This window comes from Paenarthrobacter sp. A20, assembly GCF_024168825.1.
Classification (GTDB): domain Bacteria; phylum Actinomycetota; class Actinomycetes; order Actinomycetales; family Micrococcaceae; genus Arthrobacter.
On the sequence record NZ_JALJWH010000001.1, the window covers coordinates 3,968,246 to 3,988,780 of the forward strand.

General features: G+C 62.5%; 20 protein-coding genes and 1 tRNA gene. 9 read left to right on the forward strand and 12 right to left on the reverse strand.

The annotated features are described in order from the left end of the window. Positions 1-48: 48 nt before the first annotated feature. On the forward strand, positions 49-777 hold the full coding sequence (locus J3D46_RS18435) for a FadR/GntR family transcriptional regulator (protein ID WP_231342765.1): 729 nt from the start codon (positions 49-51) through the stop codon (positions 775-777). Between the two features lie 3 nt (positions 778-780). Here the strand turns inward: J3D46_RS18435 and J3D46_RS18440 are convergent, their stop codons facing one another. Genes J3D46_RS18440 through J3D46_RS18450 form a run of 3 tightly spaced genes read right to left on the reverse strand, consistent with a single transcriptional unit; the run spans position 781 to position 3,544 of the window. Then, complete coding sequence (locus tag J3D46_RS18440; RefSeq protein WP_253468421.1) at positions 781-1,827, reverse strand: L-idonate 5-dehydrogenase; 1,047 nt, start codon at positions 1,825-1,827, stop codon at positions 781-783. Beyond that, entirely contained in the window at positions 1,827-2,597 is a 771-nt protein-coding gene (locus J3D46_RS18445; RefSeq protein WP_231342768.1) for an SDR family oxidoreductase, read from the reverse strand. The genes J3D46_RS18440 and J3D46_RS18445 overlap by 1 nt, the downstream gene beginning before the upstream one ends. Before the next feature lie 35 nt (positions 2,598-2,632). After that, positions 2,633-3,544 carry an NAD(P)-dependent oxidoreductase gene (locus tag J3D46_RS18450; protein WP_231342769.1) on the reverse strand — a complete coding sequence of 304 codons (912 nt, stop codon included), beginning with the start codon at positions 3,542-3,544 and terminating at the stop codon, positions 2,633-2,635. A gap of 70 nt (positions 3,545-3,614) precedes the next feature. Here J3D46_RS18450 and J3D46_RS18455 point away from each other — a divergent pair, with 70 nt between their 5' ends. Both J3D46_RS18455 and J3D46_RS18460 read left to right on the forward strand, forming a co-directional pair. Next, positions 3,615-4,682 (forward strand): D-2-hydroxyacid dehydrogenase, encoded by a 1,068-nt coding sequence (locus J3D46_RS18455; RefSeq protein ID WP_253468423.1) that lies wholly within the window; start codon positions 3,615-3,617, stop codon positions 4,680-4,682. Positions 4,683-4,776: 94 nt separating this feature from the next. Then, complete coding sequence (locus J3D46_RS18460; RefSeq protein WP_253468425.1) at positions 4,777-5,280, forward strand: hypothetical protein; 504 nt, start codon at positions 4,777-4,779, stop codon at positions 5,278-5,280. A gap of 99 nt (positions 5,281-5,379) precedes the next feature. On the opposite strand, the gene J3D46_RS18465 is transcribed toward J3D46_RS18460, so the two are convergent. The 7 genes from J3D46_RS18465 to J3D46_RS18495 form a co-directional block, all read right to left on the reverse strand. Further along, a complete protein-coding gene (locus J3D46_RS18465; RefSeq protein WP_253468427.1) occupies positions 5,380-6,738 on the reverse strand; it encodes an MFS transporter in 1,359 nt (452 codons plus the stop codon). Between the two features lie 158 nt (positions 6,739-6,896). Further along, a complete protein-coding gene (locus tag J3D46_RS18470) occupies positions 6,897-7,691 on the reverse strand; it encodes an IclR family transcriptional regulator (RefSeq protein ID WP_231343456.1) in 795 nt (264 codons plus the stop codon). A 232-nt stretch (positions 7,692-7,923) separates the two neighbouring features. Continuing rightward, complete coding sequence (locus J3D46_RS18475) at positions 7,924-8,214, reverse strand: hypothetical protein (RefSeq protein ID WP_231343457.1); 291 nt, start codon at positions 8,212-8,214, stop codon at positions 7,924-7,926. A 117-nt stretch (positions 8,215-8,331) separates the two neighbouring features. Continuing rightward, a tRNA-Val gene (locus tag J3D46_RS18480) sits at positions 8,332-8,407 on the reverse strand. A 52-nt stretch (positions 8,408-8,459) separates the two neighbouring features. Beyond that, positions 8,460-9,419 (reverse strand): Sir2 family NAD-dependent protein deacetylase, encoded by a 960-nt coding sequence (locus J3D46_RS18485; protein ID WP_253468429.1) that lies wholly within the window; start codon positions 9,417-9,419, stop codon positions 8,460-8,462. A 2-nt stretch (positions 9,420-9,421) separates the two neighbouring features. Continuing rightward, positions 9,422-9,919: a peroxiredoxin gene (locus tag J3D46_RS18490; RefSeq protein ID WP_253468430.1), complete on the reverse strand. Its 498-nt coding sequence runs from the start codon at positions 9,917-9,919 to the stop codon at positions 9,422-9,424. Next, the gene (locus J3D46_RS18495) at positions 9,916-10,335 is read right to left on the reverse strand and encodes a DUF3052 domain-containing protein (RefSeq protein WP_026542347.1); all 420 of its coding nucleotides are present in this window, start codon (positions 10,333-10,335) and stop codon (positions 9,916-9,918) included. Before J3D46_RS18495 ends, J3D46_RS18490 begins: the two co-directional genes overlap by 4 nt. A 381-nt stretch (positions 10,336-10,716) precedes the next feature. Between J3D46_RS18495 and aceE the strand changes: the two genes are divergently transcribed. The 6 genes from aceE to J3D46_RS18525 all read left to right on the forward strand — a co-directional run bounded on the left by aceE (position 10,717) and on the right by J3D46_RS18525 (position 18,766). Beyond that, on the forward strand, positions 10,717-13,518 hold the full coding sequence (gene aceE, locus J3D46_RS18500; RefSeq protein WP_253468432.1) for a pyruvate dehydrogenase (acetyl-transferring), homodimeric type: 2,802 nt from the start codon (positions 10,717-10,719) through the stop codon (positions 13,516-13,518). Between the two features lie 196 nt (positions 13,519-13,714). After that, positions 13,715-14,959 (forward strand): CdaR family transcriptional regulator, encoded by a 1,245-nt coding sequence (locus tag J3D46_RS18505; RefSeq protein WP_231343251.1) that lies wholly within the window; start codon positions 13,715-13,717, stop codon positions 14,957-14,959. 88 nt (positions 14,960-15,047) lie between these two features. Beyond that, complete coding sequence (locus tag J3D46_RS18510; RefSeq protein WP_231343253.1) at positions 15,048-15,977, forward strand: ACP S-malonyltransferase; 930 nt, start codon at positions 15,048-15,050, stop codon at positions 15,975-15,977. Beyond that, positions 15,974-17,035: a beta-ketoacyl-ACP synthase III gene (locus J3D46_RS18515; protein ID WP_253468434.1), complete on the forward strand. Its 1,062-nt coding sequence runs from the start codon at positions 15,974-15,976 to the stop codon at positions 17,033-17,035. The genes J3D46_RS18510 and J3D46_RS18515 overlap by 4 nt, the downstream gene beginning before the upstream one ends. A 115-nt stretch (positions 17,036-17,150) precedes the next feature. Beyond that, on the forward strand, positions 17,151-17,396 hold the full coding sequence (locus tag J3D46_RS18520) for an acyl carrier protein (protein ID WP_011692310.1): 246 nt from the start codon (positions 17,151-17,153) through the stop codon (positions 17,394-17,396). Positions 17,397-17,530: 134 nt separating this feature from the next. After that, positions 17,531-18,766, forward strand: a complete 1,236-nt coding sequence (locus J3D46_RS18525) for a beta-ketoacyl synthase (RefSeq protein ID WP_231343257.1) — start codon at positions 17,531-17,533, stop codon at positions 18,764-18,766. 95 nt (positions 18,767-18,861) lie between these two features. Here the strand turns inward: J3D46_RS18525 and J3D46_RS18530 are convergent, their stop codons facing one another. Both J3D46_RS18530 and J3D46_RS18535 read right to left on the reverse strand, forming a co-directional pair. Then, positions 18,862-19,365, reverse strand: a complete 504-nt coding sequence (locus J3D46_RS18530) for a DUF3145 domain-containing protein (protein ID WP_026005636.1) — start codon at positions 19,363-19,365, stop codon at positions 18,862-18,864. A gap of 237 nt (positions 19,366-19,602) precedes the next feature. Next, complete coding sequence (locus tag J3D46_RS18535) at positions 19,603-20,502, reverse strand: tyrosine recombinase XerC (protein ID WP_256492582.1); 900 nt, start codon at positions 20,500-20,502, stop codon at positions 19,603-19,605. Between the last annotated feature and the right edge of the window lie 33 nt (positions 20,503-20,535).

The window sequence follows — 20,535 nt, forward strand, 5'->3', positions numbered from 1 at the left end:
TACCGGGTCCGGCACGCAGGCGTCCTCTGCGCCACTATGCTTACCTCTATGTCAACCAGCCTCCACCACCGCGCCGTTGAGCATTTGGGAACCCGGATTGTGGGCGGCGCCCTCCCTACCGGCCATGTCATGTTGGCGGAGCACCTGGAAGACGAACTCAACGTATCCCGCTCCGTGGTCCGCGAGGCCGTTCGCGTTCTGCAATCGCTGGGCCTCGTCGAGACCATCAAGCGGGTAGGCATCCGTGTCCTTCCTGCGCACCGCTGGAATCCGTTCGATCCCTTGGTCATTCGTTGGCGGCTTGCCGGCGAGGGGCGGGGCGCCCAGCTGAGGTCGCTCGCTGAGCTGCGTTCCGCCGTCGAGCCCGTTGCCGCCGAACTTGCCGCAGGCAATGCCCCGGAAAGCCTCAGGCAAGAGCTGGTGGGCATTTCCCTCGCCATGAAGGAGGCCGGCGATGCCGGAGACATGGCCAGGTTCCTTGACCTTGATATCCGGTTCCACGCACTGGTGTTGTCCGGATCGGGCAACGAAATGTTCGCCAACCTCATTGGTCAGGTCACCGAGACCCTCACCGGTCGTACCGTGCACGGGCTCATGCCGGAGCACCCCCAAAAGCAGGCACTCCAGTGGCATATGGACGTCGCTCACGCCATCGACGCCGGGGATGGTTCCCTCGCGCGTGACGCGGCAGCGAAGATCATGCGGCAGACCATCGCGGAGCTGGCGCCCAGTTGGGACGACCAGCCCCGCGTGTTCGTCCCCGTGTCCAGGAACTAGCTACTACCGGAAGTTCAACAGAACCTTTCCGGACTCCGCCGAATTCCTGGCCACCTCAAAGGCCTCCAAACCATGGGCGAGGTCGAATTCATGGGTCACAACCGGGTCAACAAACAGCGAGCCGTCAGCCAGCGCTGCGATGACATCGTCGATTTCGTTGTTGAAGCGGAAGGACCCCAGCAGTTCCAGTTCGCGCGTGATGGCCAGGGAGATGAAGACCGGCTGCGGCCCTGACGGCAGAAGTCCCACCATCACTACTTTGCCGCCGCGGGTGGCACCCTTGATGGCCGATGCGAGGCCGTAGTGGCTGCCTGAGGATTCAATGACTACATCGGCGTCCACTGCAGCTATTGCATCCGCTTCATCGCCCTTGAGGACTTCATCCGCGCCAACGGCGCGGGCGATTTCCAGCGGCTTGTCATGCATGTCGACGGCGACAATCCTGGCCGCGCCGGCACGCTTCAGGACGGCGACGGCGAGCGCACCGATAGGACCGCTGCCGATGACAAGGGCCGTCTTTCCTCTGACATCGCCGGCCCGGGCAACGGCGTGCCAGGCAACACTGGCCGGTTCTACAAGCGCAGCCGTGCGAAGGTCCAGGCTTTCCGGCAGTGGTCGCAGCATCCTGGATGGAAGGTTGGCGTAACGGCTGAAAGCACCGTCTGTGTGCGGGTGCCGGGCAGCACTGCCCAGATAAGTGCATCCCGGGGAGAGATTCGGCCGGTCCTGCGGGAATCGGACATCACCGGGAGCAGGAGTGGCTGGATGGACAGCAACGGGCGTTCCAACCACGGGGCCACTGCCGTCAGCAGCCTGCTGGGCCACGACGCCTACAATCTCGTGGCCGAGGACCATTGGCTCCTTGAGGATTGACTCCCCTGCCGCGCCGTGCAACCAGTAGTGAAGGTCGGAACCACAGATCCCGCCATACGCTATCTCCACAATCGCCTCATCGGACGCGGGAGCGGTCAGTGGGATGTCTTCAATCCGGAGATCGCCCTTTCCATGGGCAACCACTGCGGGGCCGGAAACAGGAAGGGTGATACCCATCAGACCACCACCGTCATTCCGCCGTCGACGAAGATTGTCTGGCCGTTGACGAAGTTGGACGCCTGCGACGAAAGCCACACCACGGGCCCTGCGAGATCGGCTACGGTCCCCCACCGGTTGGCCGGGGTGCGGCCAAGGATCCAGGAGTTGAAGTCAGCGTCGTCCACCAGGTTCTGGGTCATTTCCGTGTGGATGTACCCGGGGGCGATTCCGTTGATCTGCAAGCCTGACGCGGCCCACTCTGCCGTCATGGCCCGGGTCAGGTTGCGGAGTCCGCCCTTCGCTGCCACATACGGTGCGATGGTGGGGCGGGCAAGGTCTGTCTGGACCGAACAGATGTTGATGATCTTGCCCTGGCCCCGCGGGATCATGTGCCTGGCTGCTTCCCTCCCTACCAGGAAAGCGCTGGTCAGGTCCGTGGTGATCACGCGGTCCCAATCCTTGACGTCCAGGTCCAGCATGGGCACACGGTGTTGGATCCCGGCATTGTTCACCAGGATGTCCAGCGGTCCGACGTTCTGCTCGACCCAGGCCACCCCTTCTGCGGCGGACGTGGCATCGGTAACGTCGAAGGCGCGACTGTGCACCCGCCCGTCCGGGTAGTCAGCTGCCATGGCCTGATGCGCTGCCTGGAGCCGGTCCGCGTTGATGCCGTTGAGCACTACCGTTGCTCCGGCGTCGGCGAGGCCCCTGGCGAGGGCGTTGCCGATCCCCCTGCTTGAACCTGTAACCAAGGCAACCCGCCCGGCCAGATCGAAAAGTCCACTCATAGTTTGTTCTTCATTCCTTCTACGGTTGCGCCGGTTCAGTTGCTGTTCGTCGAAGCAGCGTGCGTCCGGCTCAGGTTGGCGATGGTTTGACGGACCACGGCGAGGTCTTGATCGCCGAGTCCTTGTCGTTTCAGTTCTGCGTAAAGGTCAAGGGCCGCCGAGGCCATGGGTACGGCCGAGCCGGCAGCTTCAGCACTGGCAAGGACGAAGCCCAGGTCCTTATGCATGAACTTGGCAGGACCGGTGGGCGCATAATCCTTCGTGGCCAGACGAGGGCCGACATTGTCCAACACACGGCTTCCCGCCAGCCCTCCGGAAAGGACTTCGAAGAGGGCTGCCACGTCCATGCCGGAGCGTTCGGCGAGTTCGGCCGCTTCGGCGAGTGCCGCCGTCGTGGTTCCGACAATCAGTTGATTGCACGCTTTGGCGAGGGAGCCGGATCCCAGTGGCCCCAACCGCCGCACGGTGGTCCCCATGGAGCCCAGAAGCGGTTTCAGGTCGTCGAATTGGGATTCGGTGGCGCCGACCATAATGGCCAGCGTTCCGCCCTGCGCACCTGCCGTCCCGCCACTGACTGGCGCGTCCACCACACAGGCGTTGCCATTGCTTGCGTGGTGGACAGTTTCGCCGAACTGCCGTACCGCTGTTGGCGAGACACTGCTCATAATCACGACGGCGGTACCCGGCTTTGGTGGTGCGCTCCGCCAGGATTCGAGCAAACCCGAGGCAGCTTCTTCGATGAACGGCAGATCCGGAAGCATGAAGATGATGGCGTCCTCGTCCCGCAGTCCGGCGACGCTGGCTGCCCGTTGGACACCGGGGAGGCCATCGAAGGCGGCATCGGAACGGTTCCAGGCGGTGATGGCCCACCCGGTTTTCGCGATATTTGCGGCCATGGGTGCGCCCATGAGGCCCAGGCCCACGAAGCCCACACGTTGATTGGTCACGGCAGGAAACTCCTCACTTCGTTGTGGTCATCTTCAGGAATACTGTTCAATATCCTAGCCTCCATTCAGTATGATGAACACTATGACGACTGATGAACTTACCATCGCCATCGCTGTACCGCTCGAAGCAGAGCATGTAGAGCTGATCCGCGCTGTAGATCCTTCCGTAACGGTTCTCTACGATCCCGAGCTGCTACCCCCCGAGCGGTTCCCCGCCGACCATGCCGGCGACCCCGGCTTCAAGCGGACGCCAGAGCAGGAGGAACGCTACTGGGCCATGCTGAACCGGGCGCAGGTTCTCTACGGCTTCCCCAACGAGAGCCCGGCAGGACTGGCACGCATCGCCGCCAGCAACCCCCACCTGCAGTGGATCCACGCCATGGCCGCCGGCGCCGGCGGAGCAGTCAAGGCCTCCGGCCTGGACACCGAAACCTTGCAGAAGTTCCGCGTCACAACCTCGGCAGGCGTTCATGCCTTGCCACTGGCAGAGTTTTCCGCCTTCGGAATCCTCAACGGCTTCAAGCGCAGTGCGGAGATGGCGCAGGACCAGGCCGCCAAGCTCTGGCCCGAACTCCGCACCCCCACCAAGTTGGCCAACGGATCCAAGGTGGTCATCGCCGGCCTTGGTGAGATCGGCATGGAAACGGCCCGCATTGCACGCGCCCTTGGCATGAAGGTCAGCGGTACCAAGCGCAACGTCGAAGCCATCGAGGGCATCGATGAGGTCACCGGCAATGACGGTCTCCCCGGATTGCTCGCCGATGCCGACGCCGTGGTCAACACACTTCCGGGCACGCCATATACGGAGAAGCTGTTCAACAAAGAAGTCTTCGGTGCCATGAAGCCCGGGACTGTGTTCGTCAACGTGGGACGCGGAACCGTTGTCGATGAAGAAGCCTTGCTCGACGCCCTGGACAACGGCCAGGTCTCCTACGCCTGCCTGGACGTCTTCGCCGTGGAACCGCTTCCCCAGGACAGCCCCTTGTGGAGTCACCCCCGGGTGCTCGTATCCCCGCATACCTCCGCCCTGAGCTCGGCTGAGAACCGACTCATCGCCGAGCGGTTCTGCAGCAACCTGCGCACCTTCATGGCCGGCGGCGAACTGCCGCACTTGGTGGATCCAGTGCACTTCTACTAAGCCACCTTCTCAATAGCAGGTCCATGCAAGGGGCGCGGCCAGGGACAGACCCTGGCCGCGCCCCTTGCCGTGTTGCCTGCAGTAGCATCGGCACATGAACCGTTCAGAGGGCCCGCAGCGAAGCGTCGTCCGCCTATTTCCGGACTACGCGGATAGTGTGCTCTGGCTCGATGTTCCCATCAGCTATGAACTCACGGGGTTGACCGAAGGCCTGGTGCATGAGCTCCGGGACTGGGAGCAGTTCTACTACGAGTCCCTGACGCGTGATTTCACTTGGAAGTCAGCGGACCGGGCAGCCAACTACACAACTGAAGGTCATCGACTGGCGCAGCGAGTTGCTGATGAACTCGGCGACGGATACGAAGTCGAGTTCAGATCTTACGAAGAGAACGCCCGGACGCACCGGTTCCGCGGCACAAACGGCCCCAACCCCCGGGCCGTTGCTGCTTTCGATGTCCTTGTAGCTGTGGCGCGCGCGGAAAAGGACAGAATCACCCGCGCCCTGAAAGCCAGCCCGTCCGGAGAAGGTACTGGATGGTTCGCCACCTCGCCGATTTCGGGAAGCGTGTTCAAGCCGCCGCGGGAAGTGCAGGAATAGTCCGTCCGCACCCTTCAACAGCCTGGCCTCTGACAACAGCAGCGCGGCACCCTCCGCATGGAGAGTGCCGCGCTGGCGTGTTTGCGGTTAGCGCGGGAGTTACTTTGCGTCTTCCGTGCTGACGAGGTCTCGTCCGGCCGTCTCCGGCGTGAAGAAGGTGGTCACGAAGGAGATGAGGGCCAGGACCAGCGAGTAGATGGCCAAAACCAGCCACGAGTGGTTGGTGGCCGCCAGCATGAGAGCACCCAGCAGCGGAGCGAGTCCGCCGGCAAGGACGGCTGAGATTTCCCGGCTCATGGCAACGCCGGTGAAGCGGTACTGGGATCCGAACAATTCCGGCAGCAGCGGGCACTGGGGGCCCAGCATCGACTGGACGCCGATGGCGATGCCGACAGCCATGACACCCCACACGAGGGTGACGTTCCCCAAGGTGACCAGGTAGAAGGCAGGAACGGCAATGATCGCCTGGAACAATGCGCCGTAGCGGTACACCGGTACGCGGCCGTATTTGTCGGAGAGAGCACCGAATGTCACCACCAGGACGGCAGCGAATCCTGCGGCGATCAGCAGGCCCACAGGACCGATTGAGTTGTTTCCAGCAAAAACACCTGCCGGCATGCTCATAAACGAGACCAGCAGTGCCGAATAGATCGACGAGTTGCCGTTTTCGCCCATACGGAGACCGATACCCAGGAGCACGTTCTTCTTGGAGTGCTTCCACAGGGCACCAATGGGGTTCTTGACCACGTTCTTGTGCTTCTCAAGCTCCTGGAACGCAGGGGTTTCCTTCAGCTTGAGCCGGATGAAGATGGCCACCGCGATCAGGATAAAGCTGGCCAGGAACGGTACGCGCCACAGCCAGCCCTGCAGGACGGACTTGTCGGCCATGGCGATCAGGGCGAAGGTGCCTGCACCGAGGAGCGTACCCAACTGGATGCCGACGAACGGCAGTGATGCGTAGAAACCACGACGGCGGCGCGGAGCCACTTCCGAGATCAGCGTGGTGGCGCCTGCCTGCTCAGCGCCGGCGCCAAGGCCTTGGATGATCCGCAAGGTCACCAGCAGGACCGCCCCGAGCATTCCGGCCTGCTCGAAGGTGGGAAGCAATCCGATGGCAAAGCTTGCCGTTCCCATCAAGGCGATGGTGAGGATCAGGACCATTTTGCGGCCGAACCTGTCGCCGATGTAGCCAAAGATCAAACCGCCAAAGGGTCGGGCGGCGAAACCGACGCCATACGTGGCGAAGGAGGCGATCAAAGCACCGTCCGGGCCCAATGGGGAAAAGAACAATGGGCCAAAGATCAGCGCGGAAGCCAATCCATAGATGTAGAAATCGTAGTACTCCAAGGCTGAGCCCACGGAGCTTGCCAGTGTTGCCCGGCGTAGCTGTTCCGGCTCAACAACAGCGTCGTCAGCCTCAGCTGCGAGCCGTGCATTAGTACGAGTTATCACAAGCACTCCCTCAAAATCACCCCAGGCCCCCGTTGGCCCGGCGAGATAGCGATGGCATCACCGCCAAGATCACTATAATGAACAGCGTACAGCTTGTTGAACTCACTGCCAAGGTTGTAATCAGATTTATTCCGCGAGGTGTGAATGTGACGCCCGCCATCCCCTTAACCCATGGGGTTGCCGAGGGATCGTGCCAACTCCTTAAGTTCCTTGACCATAAGCGCGCCCTGCTCTTCCGAGTAGGTTGCCTTCAGGGCGGTCACAGAGAGGCCCAGGCTTGGGCCGTGGGCGCCATGAGTGGGTACGGGCACGGCAAGGCAAACGACACCAACCGTTGACTCTTCGTCCTCGAAGGCGAATCCCTGCTTGCGGATGGCCACCACCTGGGCCTTGAGTTCTTCAGCCGTGCGGAGGGAGTTGGCGGTCATCACAGGGAGTTCCATGCCGTCCGGGAACATGGACTCGATGTCGTGATCGTGCAGTTGCGCCAACAGCGCCTTACCGACGCTGCACAGCGAAACCGGCATCTTGTCGCCAATATTGGACGTCAGCCGCACTGCGGGATGCCCCTCGTAGCGGGCCAGGTAGATAACGTGATCGCCGTCGAGCATGGCAATGCGCACGGTCTCACCAGAGAGCGTTGGAGCCTGCTCGCAATATTTGTAGAACTCCTGCACCTCATCGAGGCGGCTGAGGTAGGCGGCACCAAGTTCCACCAGCTTCCTGCCCAGTGCAAAGTCTGCACCCTGCCTGGTGATGAGGCGTGCTTCCTCCAGCGCCAGCAACAAGTTCGACGTGGACGACTTGGGAATACCCAGTTCCCGCGAAAGATCACTCAGAGTGAGGCGGCCTGACGGAGATCCAGCAAGTGCCTCAAGAACTGCCGCTGCGCGGGTCACTGCAGGTGCAGGCGACGAAGCGCCCAGCCCTTCGGAACGGGTGGTGCGGGAATCGGCCATGATTCTCCTTCGTCGATACATTCTGCTTGTTCATTCAGCTGAACACTTCCCATCATAGTGGCAAGCGCTTAGCCCTATCGGGAGGTGATTCGACGCATTTCCGACATGTGGCAGGACCGAGGCTGGCTCCGCTTTTCAAAACCCAAGAGTTCGCTGTATATTCATCTTCGAGCTCTCCACCGCGGCATCCCCCAATAGTCGTGGTGGAGAGCTCATCCATTTCCCGGGAATTTCAGGCCGCAACGACTTCTTCGCCCCTGAGGCACCAGCCCCCGCCAATACCGTCCCGCACCAGCTCCCACGTCGCGATGCCGGACCGGTCATTGTTTCCCAAGCGAACCTGGACCTGCCAGACCTCCACGTCCACGCGGCCCTGTCCCCGGGGCATGCGCCGGGAATGCTCCCACCAGGAAACCCGCTCAAACCAGCGGACAGGGTCCACCACAATCTGCCACTCGCGGCTGCCCCTGACGACGGCGACCGGCGAGCCTTGCAGGCTGGTCCGGATGTAAATGTGCTCCATGGAGGAGACCCTACGAGCGGGCCCCGACAATTTGGGGCCGCCTCAAAAGTCCGACGCGTGGACAACAAAAAACCCCGCCGCTCCGAACCACAAGGCTTGGAGTGACGGGGTTTTGCTTGGTGGGTCCTACCGGGATCGAACCGATGACATCCACGGTGTAAACGTGGCGCTCTACCAGCTGAGCTAAAGACCCAAGTCGCAGTTTCAGTGCCTCAGCGCTTCAACCAACGAACAATGACTCTACATCATGATTCGAGAGAAACACCAATCGAGGCTTCAGGCCCGGAAAGATCAGGGAGATTTCGGGACAGATAGTCCAGCGCGCCACTGACGCCGAGCTCTAATTTCAGTTCGGCAAACCCGTCTCCACGCGTGGGTCCCCTGTTGATGATGATCACGGGTTTTGCGGCTTTCGCGGCGTGACGTACGAACCGAAGTCCGCTCTGCACCGTCAGGGACGAGCCTGCAACCAGGAGCGCACCCGCCTCATCAACCATGGCGTACGCGCGCTCGACCCGGTCCTTGGGTACGTTCTCGCCAAAATAGACAAAGTCAGGCTTGAGCGTCCCACCGCAGATGGGACAAACAGCCATAACGAATGAGGTAATGAGTTCTGGATCCTCAACTGTGGCATCAGCATCCGGGGCCATTTCCACCACTCCGGACTCCAGCGCATCAGCAAGGAACCCTGGATTGATTTCCTCAAGGATCGCCGCGATCAACCGCCGGCTGAAGATATGGCCGCTTTCCAGGCAGATCACCTGGTCAAATCGCCCGTGGAGATCCACCACGTTGACGCTGCCGGCATCCTCGTGGAGCCGGTCCACATTTTGGGTGATGAGGCCCGATAGTAGCCCCCTGCGCTCCATCAGCGCGACGGCGGCATGCCCGGCGTTGGGGTCGGCGTGCCTCAGGTGGGACCATCCCAAGTGATTCCGGGCCCAATAGCGGCGCCGGTTGGCCTCACTGCCAATGAACTCCTGGAAGGTCATTGGGTTACGGGGCGCAGAACCTGGCCCCCGGTAGTCGGGAATACCGGAATCTGTACTCAGCCCCGCTCCCGTAAGTACGGCCAGGCGCTTGCCGCTCAAGACTCCGAGTGCCTGTCCAACAGCATCAAGCTCGTGATGGTCAAGTTGCGGTGCGGGAGCCGGAGCCATGCTGGCAAAACCAGTCATGCCTACTCCGGGCCGGCCCTGGCTCATGACTACTGTTGCCCCAACGCCGTGAGCGCGCGACGATATTCAGTAAAGTCACGTGCCTGGCCGCGCGGATTGACCACGACGTACCGCACAACTCCAGAGGCATCGATGATGAAGGTTCCCCGCAATGCCATGCCGCTGACGTCGTCAAAAACACCGTAGGCCCGGGCTACCGCACCATGCGGCCAGAAATCGGCCAGCAGGTCAAAGCCGTAGCCTTCCTGTTGGGAGTAGGCCCTCAGTGTGAATTTGCTGTCCACAGAGACTGCAAGCACCACAGCGTCCGATTCCTCGAAAGCCGCGATATTGTCGCGAATCTCACACAACTCTCCAGTGCAAATACCGGAGAACGCAAAGGGATAGAACACGACCACCACATTGCGGCCCCGATAGTCGGAGAGGCGAACGGGTTCGCCAAACTGGTTCACCAACTCAAAGTCCGGCGCAGGCTGCCCCGGCTGCGGAACCACGCCGGGGGCCGGCGCCAGCCGAACATCGGTCACTTGTTCTTCTTCGGCACCAGTCGGGTGGCACTCCAGTCCTTCGATACCCCGGCAGAGGTAGTGAGGTGCAGCCCGGATGTAGGGGCCGCGTCCTGGATATCGGCGGGGGAAACGTAGTTATCGCGGCCGGACTTGGGCGTCAGAACCCAGACAACTCCGCCTTCCTTCAGCGTGGTGAGCGAATCCATGAGGGCATCAACAAGATCGCCGTCGCCATCCCGCCACCAAAAGACAACGGCATCTACTACGTCGTGGTCGTCTTCATCCAGCAGCTCAGAGCCTGTGACATCTTCAATGTCATCACGCAAGTCGAAGTCGACGTCGTCGTCGTAGCCGCGCTCCTGAATCAGATCCCCATCTTTGAAACCCATTCGTTCCGCCACATTTACCGATGTGGCGGCGTCGGCCTCGCTCACGTTTCCTCCTTTTGAAGTGACTTCCATTACTAACAGCCAACACCCTTTGGGCGTGTGCTTCAAGCCATTGTCCCTGCCACGGGCCACATTCCGCATTCCCCGGGGTGTTTCGAGGCTGTGACAGTCACGTGCTTTCCGTCACGCAGGCCAGCCAGGTGTGACATACAACGCCCCTCAGGGCCCACGGCTACGCATCGCAGCGCCGTGAAAGCTAGAGTGGCCATGAGCGCTCTGGCTGCAGGGCGATCGCCCCGCAGAATTCTACTGGGCAGCCAAGCGCTCACAAGACCTGCCCGGCGCATCCGACCGGGCTGTTGAAACCGAGATGTCGCACACGACGCGTTCACGACGGGCAGTTACCCTGCCAGACCTGAGGCGCCGATGCATGCGCCTAAAGGAAGGTTGGACGTGGCTGCAGGAGAAGAGACCTCACACATCCTCAGCGGGTTGACTGCCCAGCTGCCTGATCGTGATCCGGAAGAGACCGCGGAGTGGATTGAGTCCCTTGATGCGTTGATCGCGGAGCAGGGTACCGAGCGTGCCCAGTACATTATGCGTTCGTTGTTGCAGCGTGCTGGTGCCCGGTCGGTGGGTGTGCCGATGGTGACGACCACTGATTATGTGAACACGATCCCGGTGGACCAGGAAGCGCCGTTCCCGGGGAACGAGGAGTTCGAGCGCCGGTATCGTGCGTACATGCGGTGGAACGCTGCGGTGATGGTGCATCGTGCGCAGCGTTCCGATATTGGGGTGGGCGGGCATATTTCCACGTATGCCGGTGCCGCGACCCTGTACGAGGTGGGCTTCAACCACTTCTTCCGCGGTAAGGACCACCCCTCGGGTGGGGACCAGGTGTTCTTCCAGGGCCATGCCTCCCCGGGTATGTACGCCCGCGCGTTCATGGAAGGCCGCCTGACGGAGGAGGATTTGGACGGGTTCCGTCAGGAGAAGTCCAAAGAGGGCCACGCCCTGTCCTCGTACCCGCACCCGCGCCTGATGCCGGACTTCTGGGAATTCCCGACCGTGTCGATGGGTATCGGCCCGATGAACGCGATCTACCAGGCCCAGTCCAACCGGTACCTGCAGAACCGTGGCATCAAGGACACCTCCGACCAGCAGGTCTGGGCGTTCCTGGGTGACGGGGAAATGGACGAGCCCGAGTCCCGTGGCCTGCTCCAGCTCGCCGCGAACGAGAACCTGGACAACCTGAACTTCGTGATCAACTGCAACCTCCAGCGCCTGGACGGACCGGTCCGCGGCAACGGCAAGATCATGCAGGAACTCGAGGCGTTCTTCCGCGGTGCGGGCTGGAACGTGATCAAGGTCGTCTGGGGCCGGGAATGGGACTCCCTCCTGGAGAACGACGCCGACGGGGCGTTGGTGAAGATCATGAACGAAACCCCCGATGGTGACTACCAGACCTACAAGGCCGAGTCCGGCGGGTTCGTCCGTGAACACTTCTTCGGTAAGTCCCCGCAGACCAAGGACATGGTCGCGGATTTGGACGACGAGCAGATCTGGGGCCTCAAACGCGGCGGGCACGACTACCGCAAGGTCTACGCCGCGTACAAGGCAGCGACCGAATTCAAGGGCAAACCCACGGTCATCCTGGCCAAAACGGTCAAGGGCTACGGCCTGGGCCCGCACTTCGAGGGCCGCAACGCGACCCACCAGATGAAGAAACTGACCATGGAAGACCTCAAAGCCTTCCGTGACCACCTGCGCATCCCCATCAGCGATGACCAACTCGACGCGGACCTCTACCGGCCCCCGTACTACCACCCCGGCATGGACGCCCCGGAAATCAAATACCTCATGGACCGCCGGGCAGAACTGGGCGGGTTCGTCCCCGAACGCCGCCGCAAACACACCGACGTGGTCCTCCCGGACACGAAGTCCTACGACGTCGCCAAACGCGGGTCCGGGAAACAACAAGCCGCGACCACCATGGCCTTCGTCCGTTTGTTGAAGGACCTCATGCGGGACAAAAACTTCGGCGCCCGCTTCGTGCCCGTCGTCCCGGACGAATCCCGCACCTTCGGCATGGACGCGTTCTTCCCGACCGCGAAAATCTACAACCCCAAAGGCCAGAACTACCTCTCCGTGGACCGCGACCTCGTCCTGGCCTACAAAGAATCACCCGCAGGCCAACTGATCCACCCCGGCATCAACGAAGCCGGCGCCGTCGCAGCGTTCACCGCCGCCGGCACCGCCTACGCCACCCACGGCGAACCCCTGGTCCCGATCTACGTGTTCTACTCCATGTTCGGCTTCCAACGCACCGGGGATTCCTTCTGGGCCGCCGCGGACCAAATGACCCGCGGCTTCATCATCGGCGCCACCGCAGGACGGACCACCCTCACCGGCGAAGGACTCCAACACGCCGACGGACACTCCCCCATCCTGGCCTCCACCAACCCCGCCGTGAAAACCTACGACCCCGCCTACGGCTACGAAATCGGCCACATCATCCGCCACGGCCTCGAACAAATGTACGGACCCGACGCTGACGCGCAAGGAACCAGAACTGCGTCAGATAAAAACGTGATGTACTACCTCACCGTCTACAACGAACCCATCACCCAACCCGCCGAACCCGAAACCCTGGACATCAACGGACTCCTCAAAGGCATCTACCGCCTCGCCGAAGCCCCCACAGGAGACCCGAACCGCCCGACAGCGAACATCCTCGCCTCCGGCGTGTCCGTCCCCTGGGCCCTCGAAGCCGCCCGGATCCTCAACGACGACTGGAACGTCGCCGCCGACATCTGGTCCGTGACCTCCTGGAACGAACTCCGACGCGACGGACTCGCCGCCGAAGAACACGCCTTCCTCAACCCCGGCGAACCCGCCCGCACCCCGTTCATCACCGAACAACTCGCAGGCACCACCGGACCCGTCATCGCCGTGTCCGACTACATGAAAGCCGTCCCCGACCAAATCCGCCAATTCATCCCCAACGACTTCGCCTCCCTCGGAGCAGACGGCTTCGGCTTCTCCGACACCCGCCAAGCCGCCCGCCGCTACTTCAAAAACGATACCCACTCCATCGTCGCCAAAACCCTCCAACTGCTCGCCGCCAAGGGAGAAGTTGAAGAAGGCGCCCTGGAGAAGGCCATCGATAAGTACCGGCTTCTGGATGTGAACGCCGGCACCACAGGCGGAGCAGGCGGCGACGCCTAAGTATTGGTTGCCGGACGCTGTCCGGCAACGGAGCTAAGCCAGCGGTAAACGCGACGGCGGCTTCCACCGAAAGGTGGGGGCCGCCGTCGTGGTTTAACCAAGCGGGATGCCGTGTCCGACCATGTGACCAGCGACAACGCAAGTTGTAGCCTTCTCACAAATGGAGCTTGCGCGGGATGGCCCGTATGCTCATTCCATGGCAGAGCCAAGCAAAACAACTTCCAAGCGCAAGGCAGCAACCCAGGCGTTGTCGCCTGAAAAGGCCGAAACTCTGCGGCAACTCCGCGCCAACGTGGGCCAGCTGTCCACCAGCACCATGCGCCAACTCGAGAAGTCGCTGCCCTGGTACAGCCGTCTCAGCTCCGATGAGCGCTCCGCGCTGGGACTGGTAGCGCAGAATGGTATCGCCGCATTTGTGACGTGGTACGAACGGCCAAGTTCGCCGTCATGGATCCTGACTGACGTCTTCGGAAACGCCCCCACCGAGTTGACGCGCTCCATCAGCCTGCAAAAGGCCCTCCAGTTGATCCGAATCGTGGTGGAAGTCGTCGAGGACCAGGTTCCTGTCATCGCGCCGGAATCAGACCAACCTTCGTTGCGGGAGGCCGTCCTGCGCTATTCGCGTGAAGTGGCTTTCGCAGCTGCCGACGTATACGCCAGGGCCGCCGAATCCCGCGGTTCCTGGGACACCCGCCTTGAAGCGCTGATCGTTGACGCCATCCTGCGCGGCGAGAACACGGACGCGCTCAGGTCACGGATCGCCGCCCTCGGCTGGAAGGCACAGGAGCGCTTCACAGTAATGGTGGGCAATTCGCCGTCGGAGCCCAGCGCCAGCTACGTCAGCGAACTGCGCCGAACCGCCGGGCGTTTCGCTGAGGATGCCTTGGTGGGAATCCAAGGCGACCGGCTGATCCTGATCCTTGGTGGTGTGCAGGACCGCGACACCGCGTACGTCAAGCTCAGTGAGCTTTTCGCCCCCGGTGCCGTTGTTTACGGGCCGGAGGCGGGGTCGCTCCTTGAAGCGAGCAGTTCCGCGCAGGCGGCATTCGCTGGGCTCACGGCGGCCCGCGCGTGGCCCTCGGCACCGCGGCCCGTTGCAGCCGACGACCTGCTTCCTGAGCGGGTTGTCTCCGGAGACGACGCTGCACGCAGGTCGCTGATCAAGAACATCTACCGGCCATTGTTGGCCGCCTCGAATGGCTTGGTGGAGACCCTTGGCACCTATCTCGAACTGGGCCACTCCCTGGAAGCCACAGCCCGTGAACTGTTCGTCCATGCCAATACTGTGCGCTACCGTTTGAAGCGTGTCTGCGACGTCACAGGCTGGGATCCGCTTCTTCCAAGGGAGGCTTTTGTGCTGCAAACCGCCTTGGTAGTCGGCAGGCTTTCGGCCCAACCAAAAGCCGCCCCCGAACGTCACGCGTCGCGTTCACAGAACTGAACCGTTGTAGACTTCCTACAAACTGACCCAGTGAGCTTGGTGTACCGAAACACCAGTGGATCACGTGGCAATTTGGAAAGCTGGATACGTGCTTGCAATCGTCTGCCCTGGACAGGGCTCCCAGACCCCCGGATTTTTAGCCCCTTGGCTGGAACTCCCTTCCGTCGAAGGCCAATTGGCCTCCCTGAGCGAGATCGCAGGCATTGACCTCAAGGCCCACGGAACCACCTCGGACGAAGAGACCATCAAAGACACTGCGGTGGCTCAGCCGCTGATTGTTGCAGCCGGCCTCGTAGCCGCCAAGTCTTTGTTCGACGTCGAACTCAGCACCCTTCCTGTCATCCTCGCCGGGCACTCCGTTGGCGAGATCACGGCTTCGGCCCTGGCAGGCGTCCTCACCGAGGCCGAAGCCATGACCTTCGTCCGGGAACGCGCCAACAGCATGGCCGCGGCAGCCGCAGTGACCCCCACCGGGATGAGCGCTGTCGTCGGAGGCGACCCCGCCGAGGTCCTGGCGGCCATCGAGGCATCCGGCGCAACTCCCGCGAACGTCAACGGCGCAGGCCAGACAGTTGCCGCCGGTACCTTCGACCAGCTCAAAGTCCTCGCAGACAACCCCCCGGCGAAGGCACGCGTGATCCCCCTCAAGGTCGCGGGCGCATTCCACACCTCGCACATGGCTCCGGCCGTCAGCGCGCTCGAATCCCTCAAGCCGTCGCTGTCTCCTCAGAATCCGGCTGTACCGCTGCTGTCGAACTACGACGGCCAGGAGGTCACCGGAGGACCTGCCGCTGTAGACAGCCTGATCGCCCAGGTCTCCCGCCCTGTCCGTTGGGACAAGTGCATGGAAACGCTGGTTGCGCGCGGCGTCACCGGGGTCATCGAACTTGCCCCCGCCGGCACCCTCGCCGGCTTGGCCAAGCGCGGAATGCCCGGCGTCAAGACAGTTGCCGTCAAGACCCCGGATGACCTGTCCGCGGCTCTCGCACTCTTCGCCGAATTGGAGGGACAAGCATGAGCACTCCCGTATTGAACAAGGCTGCCGTCAACGAGAACGCCCGCATCCTGGGTATCGGCGCCTACCGCCCCGACGTCATCGTCACCAACGACGACGTCTGCCAGTGGATCGACTCTTCGGACGAATGGATCCGCCAACGCACCGGAATCATCACACGCCACCGCGCAACAGCTGACGTCAGCGTCATCGACATGGCCGAAGGCGCCGCACGCGAGGCGCTCCAGCAGGCGGGTATCGAAGCATCCCAACTCGGTGCCGTGATTGTGTCCACTGTGACGCACCCGTACGCGACGCCGTCAGCTGCCGCTGCACTCACTGATCGTTTGGGCGCGACGCCGGCACCCGCCTACGACATCTCGGCCGCCTGCGCAGGGTATTGCTATGGCGTGGCCCAGGCCGACGCCCTGGTCCGTTCCGGCGCAGCCGAGTACGTTTTGGTCGTGGGCGCGGAGAAACTCTCCGATGTCATCGACAACCACGAACGCACCATTTCCTTCCTCCTCGGCGACGGCGCCGGCGCTGTCGTAGTGGGCCCATCCGACACCCCGGGAATCGGGCCTTCGGTGTGGGGCTCGGACGGCAGCAAGTGGGACGCCATTGGCATGACCCACTCCCTTGAAGACGTCAAGAAGCTGGGCGAATCGGCCCGCCACTCCGACGAAATCGACGACCCCGCCATTCTCTCGGCAACCCAGGACGTCTGGCCGACACTGCGCCAGGACGGCCAGACTGTGTTCCGCTGGGCAGTTTGGGAAATGGCAAAGGTAGCCCAGCAGGCCTTGGACGCCGCCGGCATCGAGGCCACCGATCTCGCCGCGTTTGTACCGCATCAGGCAAACATGCGAATCATCGACGAGATGGTCAAGAAGCTCAAGCTTCCCGAATCCGTTGTCATCGGCCGCGACATCGCCCAGGCGGGCAATACGTCCGCGGCTTCCATCCCGCTGGCAACGCACCGCTTGCTTCAGGAAAACCCTGAGTTGAGCGGCGGCCTGGCCCTGCAGATCGGGTTCGGCGCGGGACTGGTCTTCGGCGCCCAGGTAGTAGTTCTGCCGTAGACCTGGATTGGCCTGCAGCCTCCAGCCAACTGAATACGACTTACAAACCCAAACCGCAACCCGCGGTTTGCCCCCTTTCCGGCAGTAGCCGGTACAACAAGAAAAGGAGCCAACAATGGCTAGCAACGAAGAAATCCTGGCCGGCCTGGCTGAAATCGTCAACGAAGAGACGGGCCTCGCCACCGAAGCCGTGGAGCTGGACAAGTCCTTCACCGAGGACCTGGACATCGACTCCATCTCCATGATGACGATCGTTGTCAACGCTGAAGAGAAGTTCGGCGTTCGCATCCCCGACGAAGAGGTCAAGAACCTCAAGACCGTCGGCGACGCCGTCAGCTTCATCGCCAACGCACAGGCCTAGTCCTGACACCAGCTGTGCCGGGCCGGGATTCCTATCCTTGCGCCCGGCACAGCCGCAGTAACGCCCAAAGATTTTGTAGCCTTCCCCTGTGAATCCCTGCAGGCGGAACGGCTGATCCGACAGAGAGTGATCGCATGGCACGCAAAGTAGTCATAACCGGTCTGGGGGCCACCACTCCCATCGGCGGCGACGTACCCACAATGTGGCAGAACGCGCTGAAAGGGGTCTCCGGCGCCCGCACGCTCGAAGACGAGTGGGTGGCCAAGTACGACCTCCCCGTCCACTTTGCTGCCCGGTGCTCGACGCCGGCCCTTGAGGTCCTGAGCCGGGTTGAGGCCAAGCGTATGGACCCATCCACCCAGTTTGGCGTCATCGCAGCACGTGAAGCCTGGGCCGACTCCGGGATCGAGGACCTCGACCACGACCGCCTGGCTGTTGCTTTTGCCACCGGCATCGGCGGCGTCTGGACCCTTCTGGATGCCTGGGACACCCTCAGGGACAGGGGCCCCCGCCGGGTCCTGCCCATGACCGTTCCCATGCTCATGCCCAATGGCGTAGCGGCGGCGGTCAGCCTCGACCTCGGCGCCCGCGCTGGAGCGCACACTCCCGTCTCAGCCTGTGCATCAGGCACGGAAGCCCTCCATCTCGGCCTGGAGCTCATCCGTTCAGGCAAGGCCGACGTCGTAGTGTGCGGTGGCGCGGAAGCTGCCATCCACCCGATGCCCTTGGCCGCTTTCTCCTCCATGCAGGCGCTCTCCCGTCGCAACGACGAGCCGGAACGCGCGTCCCGCCCTTACGACATCGACCGTGACGGCTTCGTCATGGGCGAAGGTGCCGGCGCTTTGGTTCTCGAAGCCGAAGAGCACGCAATCGCCCGTGGAGCGCGCATCTACGCCGAACTCGCTGGCACATCGGTAACTGCGGATGCCTACCACATCACGGCACCGGACCCCGAGGGCCTGGGTGCAACGCGTGCCCTGAAGGCCGCCATGTTTGATGGCCGGATCCAGGCTGAGGACGTAGTCCACGTCAACGCGCATGCCACGTCCACCCCGGTTGGCGACAAGCCCGAGTACACGGCCCTGCGTGCCGCGTTGGGGACCCATGTGGACAATGTCGCGGTCTCCGCCACCAAGTCCCAGATGGGCCACCTCCTGGGCGCTTCAGGCGCCGTTGAGGCTGTCCTGACAGTGCTGGCCGTCTATGAGCGCAAGGCACCGGTCACCATCAACCTTGAGAACCAGGATCCGGAGATCCCGCTTGACGTCGTGACATCGGTCCGGGACTTGCCTGCCGGCGATATCGTCGCGTTGAGCAACTCCTTCGGTTTCGGCGGACACAACGCCGTCATCGCGGTCAGGAACGTCTAAGCCCGGTTCGCTGCCGATGAGATGAGACATGAAGAGGGCCCCACCAACCGGTGGGGCCCTCTTCGTTGCTATGGGGTGTCCGTTGCCTCGTCGTGCTAGCCGACCTGGTGCAACCAGCGCACGGGGGCACCTTCAGCTGCGTGACGGAAGGGCTCAAGCTCTTCATCCCAGGCCTCGCCGAGGGCCAGTGAGAGCTCGTGGTAAACGGCTGAGGGATCTCCAGCACCGGACTCGTACGCGTATCGGATTCGGTCTTCGGTCACCATGATGTTGCCGTGGACATCAGTGACGGCATGGAAAATACCCAGCTCCGGGGTGTGGGACCATCGTGCCCCATCCACTCCCTGGCTTGGTTCCTCGGTGACCTCGTAGCGCAGGTGCGCCCAGCCCCGAAGGGCCGAGGCCAACTGCGCCCCAGTACCGGGCGTTCCCGTCCATGACAATTCGGCCCGGAACATCCCGGGAGCGGCGGGTTGAGGGGTCCACTCAAGATCGGTCCGCTTGTCAACGACCGATCCGATGGCCCACTCAACATGCGGGCAAAGTGCCGTCGGGGCCGAGTGCACAAACAGGACACCGCGGGTTGTTGCAACAGACATTCCATCCTCCATAGCTGTAGGTACGTCTTCCCCAACGACCTCTGCCTGGATGTTTGCTGTTGCTGCCGGATGCCCTTGGAAGAGGCGGACCCTGACAGGCTATTCAGTTGTGCGAAGTGCTACTGACGATCTTGGCACAGATGTAACCCTCAACTGTGAATCGAAGGTTTCCCCATGGTGCTCTTATTTTGCCGCACGCTGCCCGTTTCCGCCAGTGCGGCTCTTGGGAGGACTTGTTCACGCCCGTGGGTGTGCCTGCTGATAGCTCTTGCGGAGTCGGTCAACGGAGACGTGGGTATAGATCTGCGTGGTTGCCAGGCTGCTGTGACCGAGAATCTCCTGGACGGCGCGTAAATCGGCACCGCCGTCCAGCAGGTGGGTGGCGGCGCTGTGCCTCAGTGCATGGGGGCCCGTCGCAGAGGTATCCCCCAAAGCCTGCAGCAGTTCGTTCACTACGGACCGGATCTGACGGGGATCAACCCTGTTGCCCCGTGCGCCGAGGAACAGGGCGGGTCCGCTGGTGGCCGTCAGCAGAGCGGGACGACCTCGCCTGAGCCAGTCGTCTACTGCAACAGCTGCCGGAACACCGTATGGCACAGTACGCTCCTTGTTGCCCTTACCCAGGACGCGCAATGTCCGTCGGTCGGGGTCCAGGTCATCCATATCCAGGCCGGCAAGCTCGCCGACCCGGACGCCCGTGGCATAAAGCAGTTCCACCATGGCGCGATTCCGCACGGCCATGGGACCACCGTCTACAGCCGCAGTGTTCAGATCATCCACGATCCGGTTTACCTGTTTCTGTTGCAGGACGCCCGGCAGAGATTTGTCGCGCTTGGGCGCCTGCAGCCGGACGGCCGGGTCGATGGAAATGAGTTCCTCCCTCAGAGCCCATCCCGTGAAGGACCTGGCGGTCGCCGCACGACGTGCCAGGGTTGCCCGGGCCATGCCCGCCTCGCTCTGCGCGCCGAGCCAACGCCGTAGGGAACCGAGCTCCAATTGCCCCAGTTCCTCCACACCCTCCTGCACGGCAAATCCGAGGAGACTTTCCACATCAGCGAGGTATGCGCGGACCGTGTGCGCAGATCTGGCGCGTTCACCCTCAAGATAGCGCCGAAAGCCTTCTACTGCGCTTTGCATCGATGCGGGAAGTGATTGTCCGTCCACGGATAC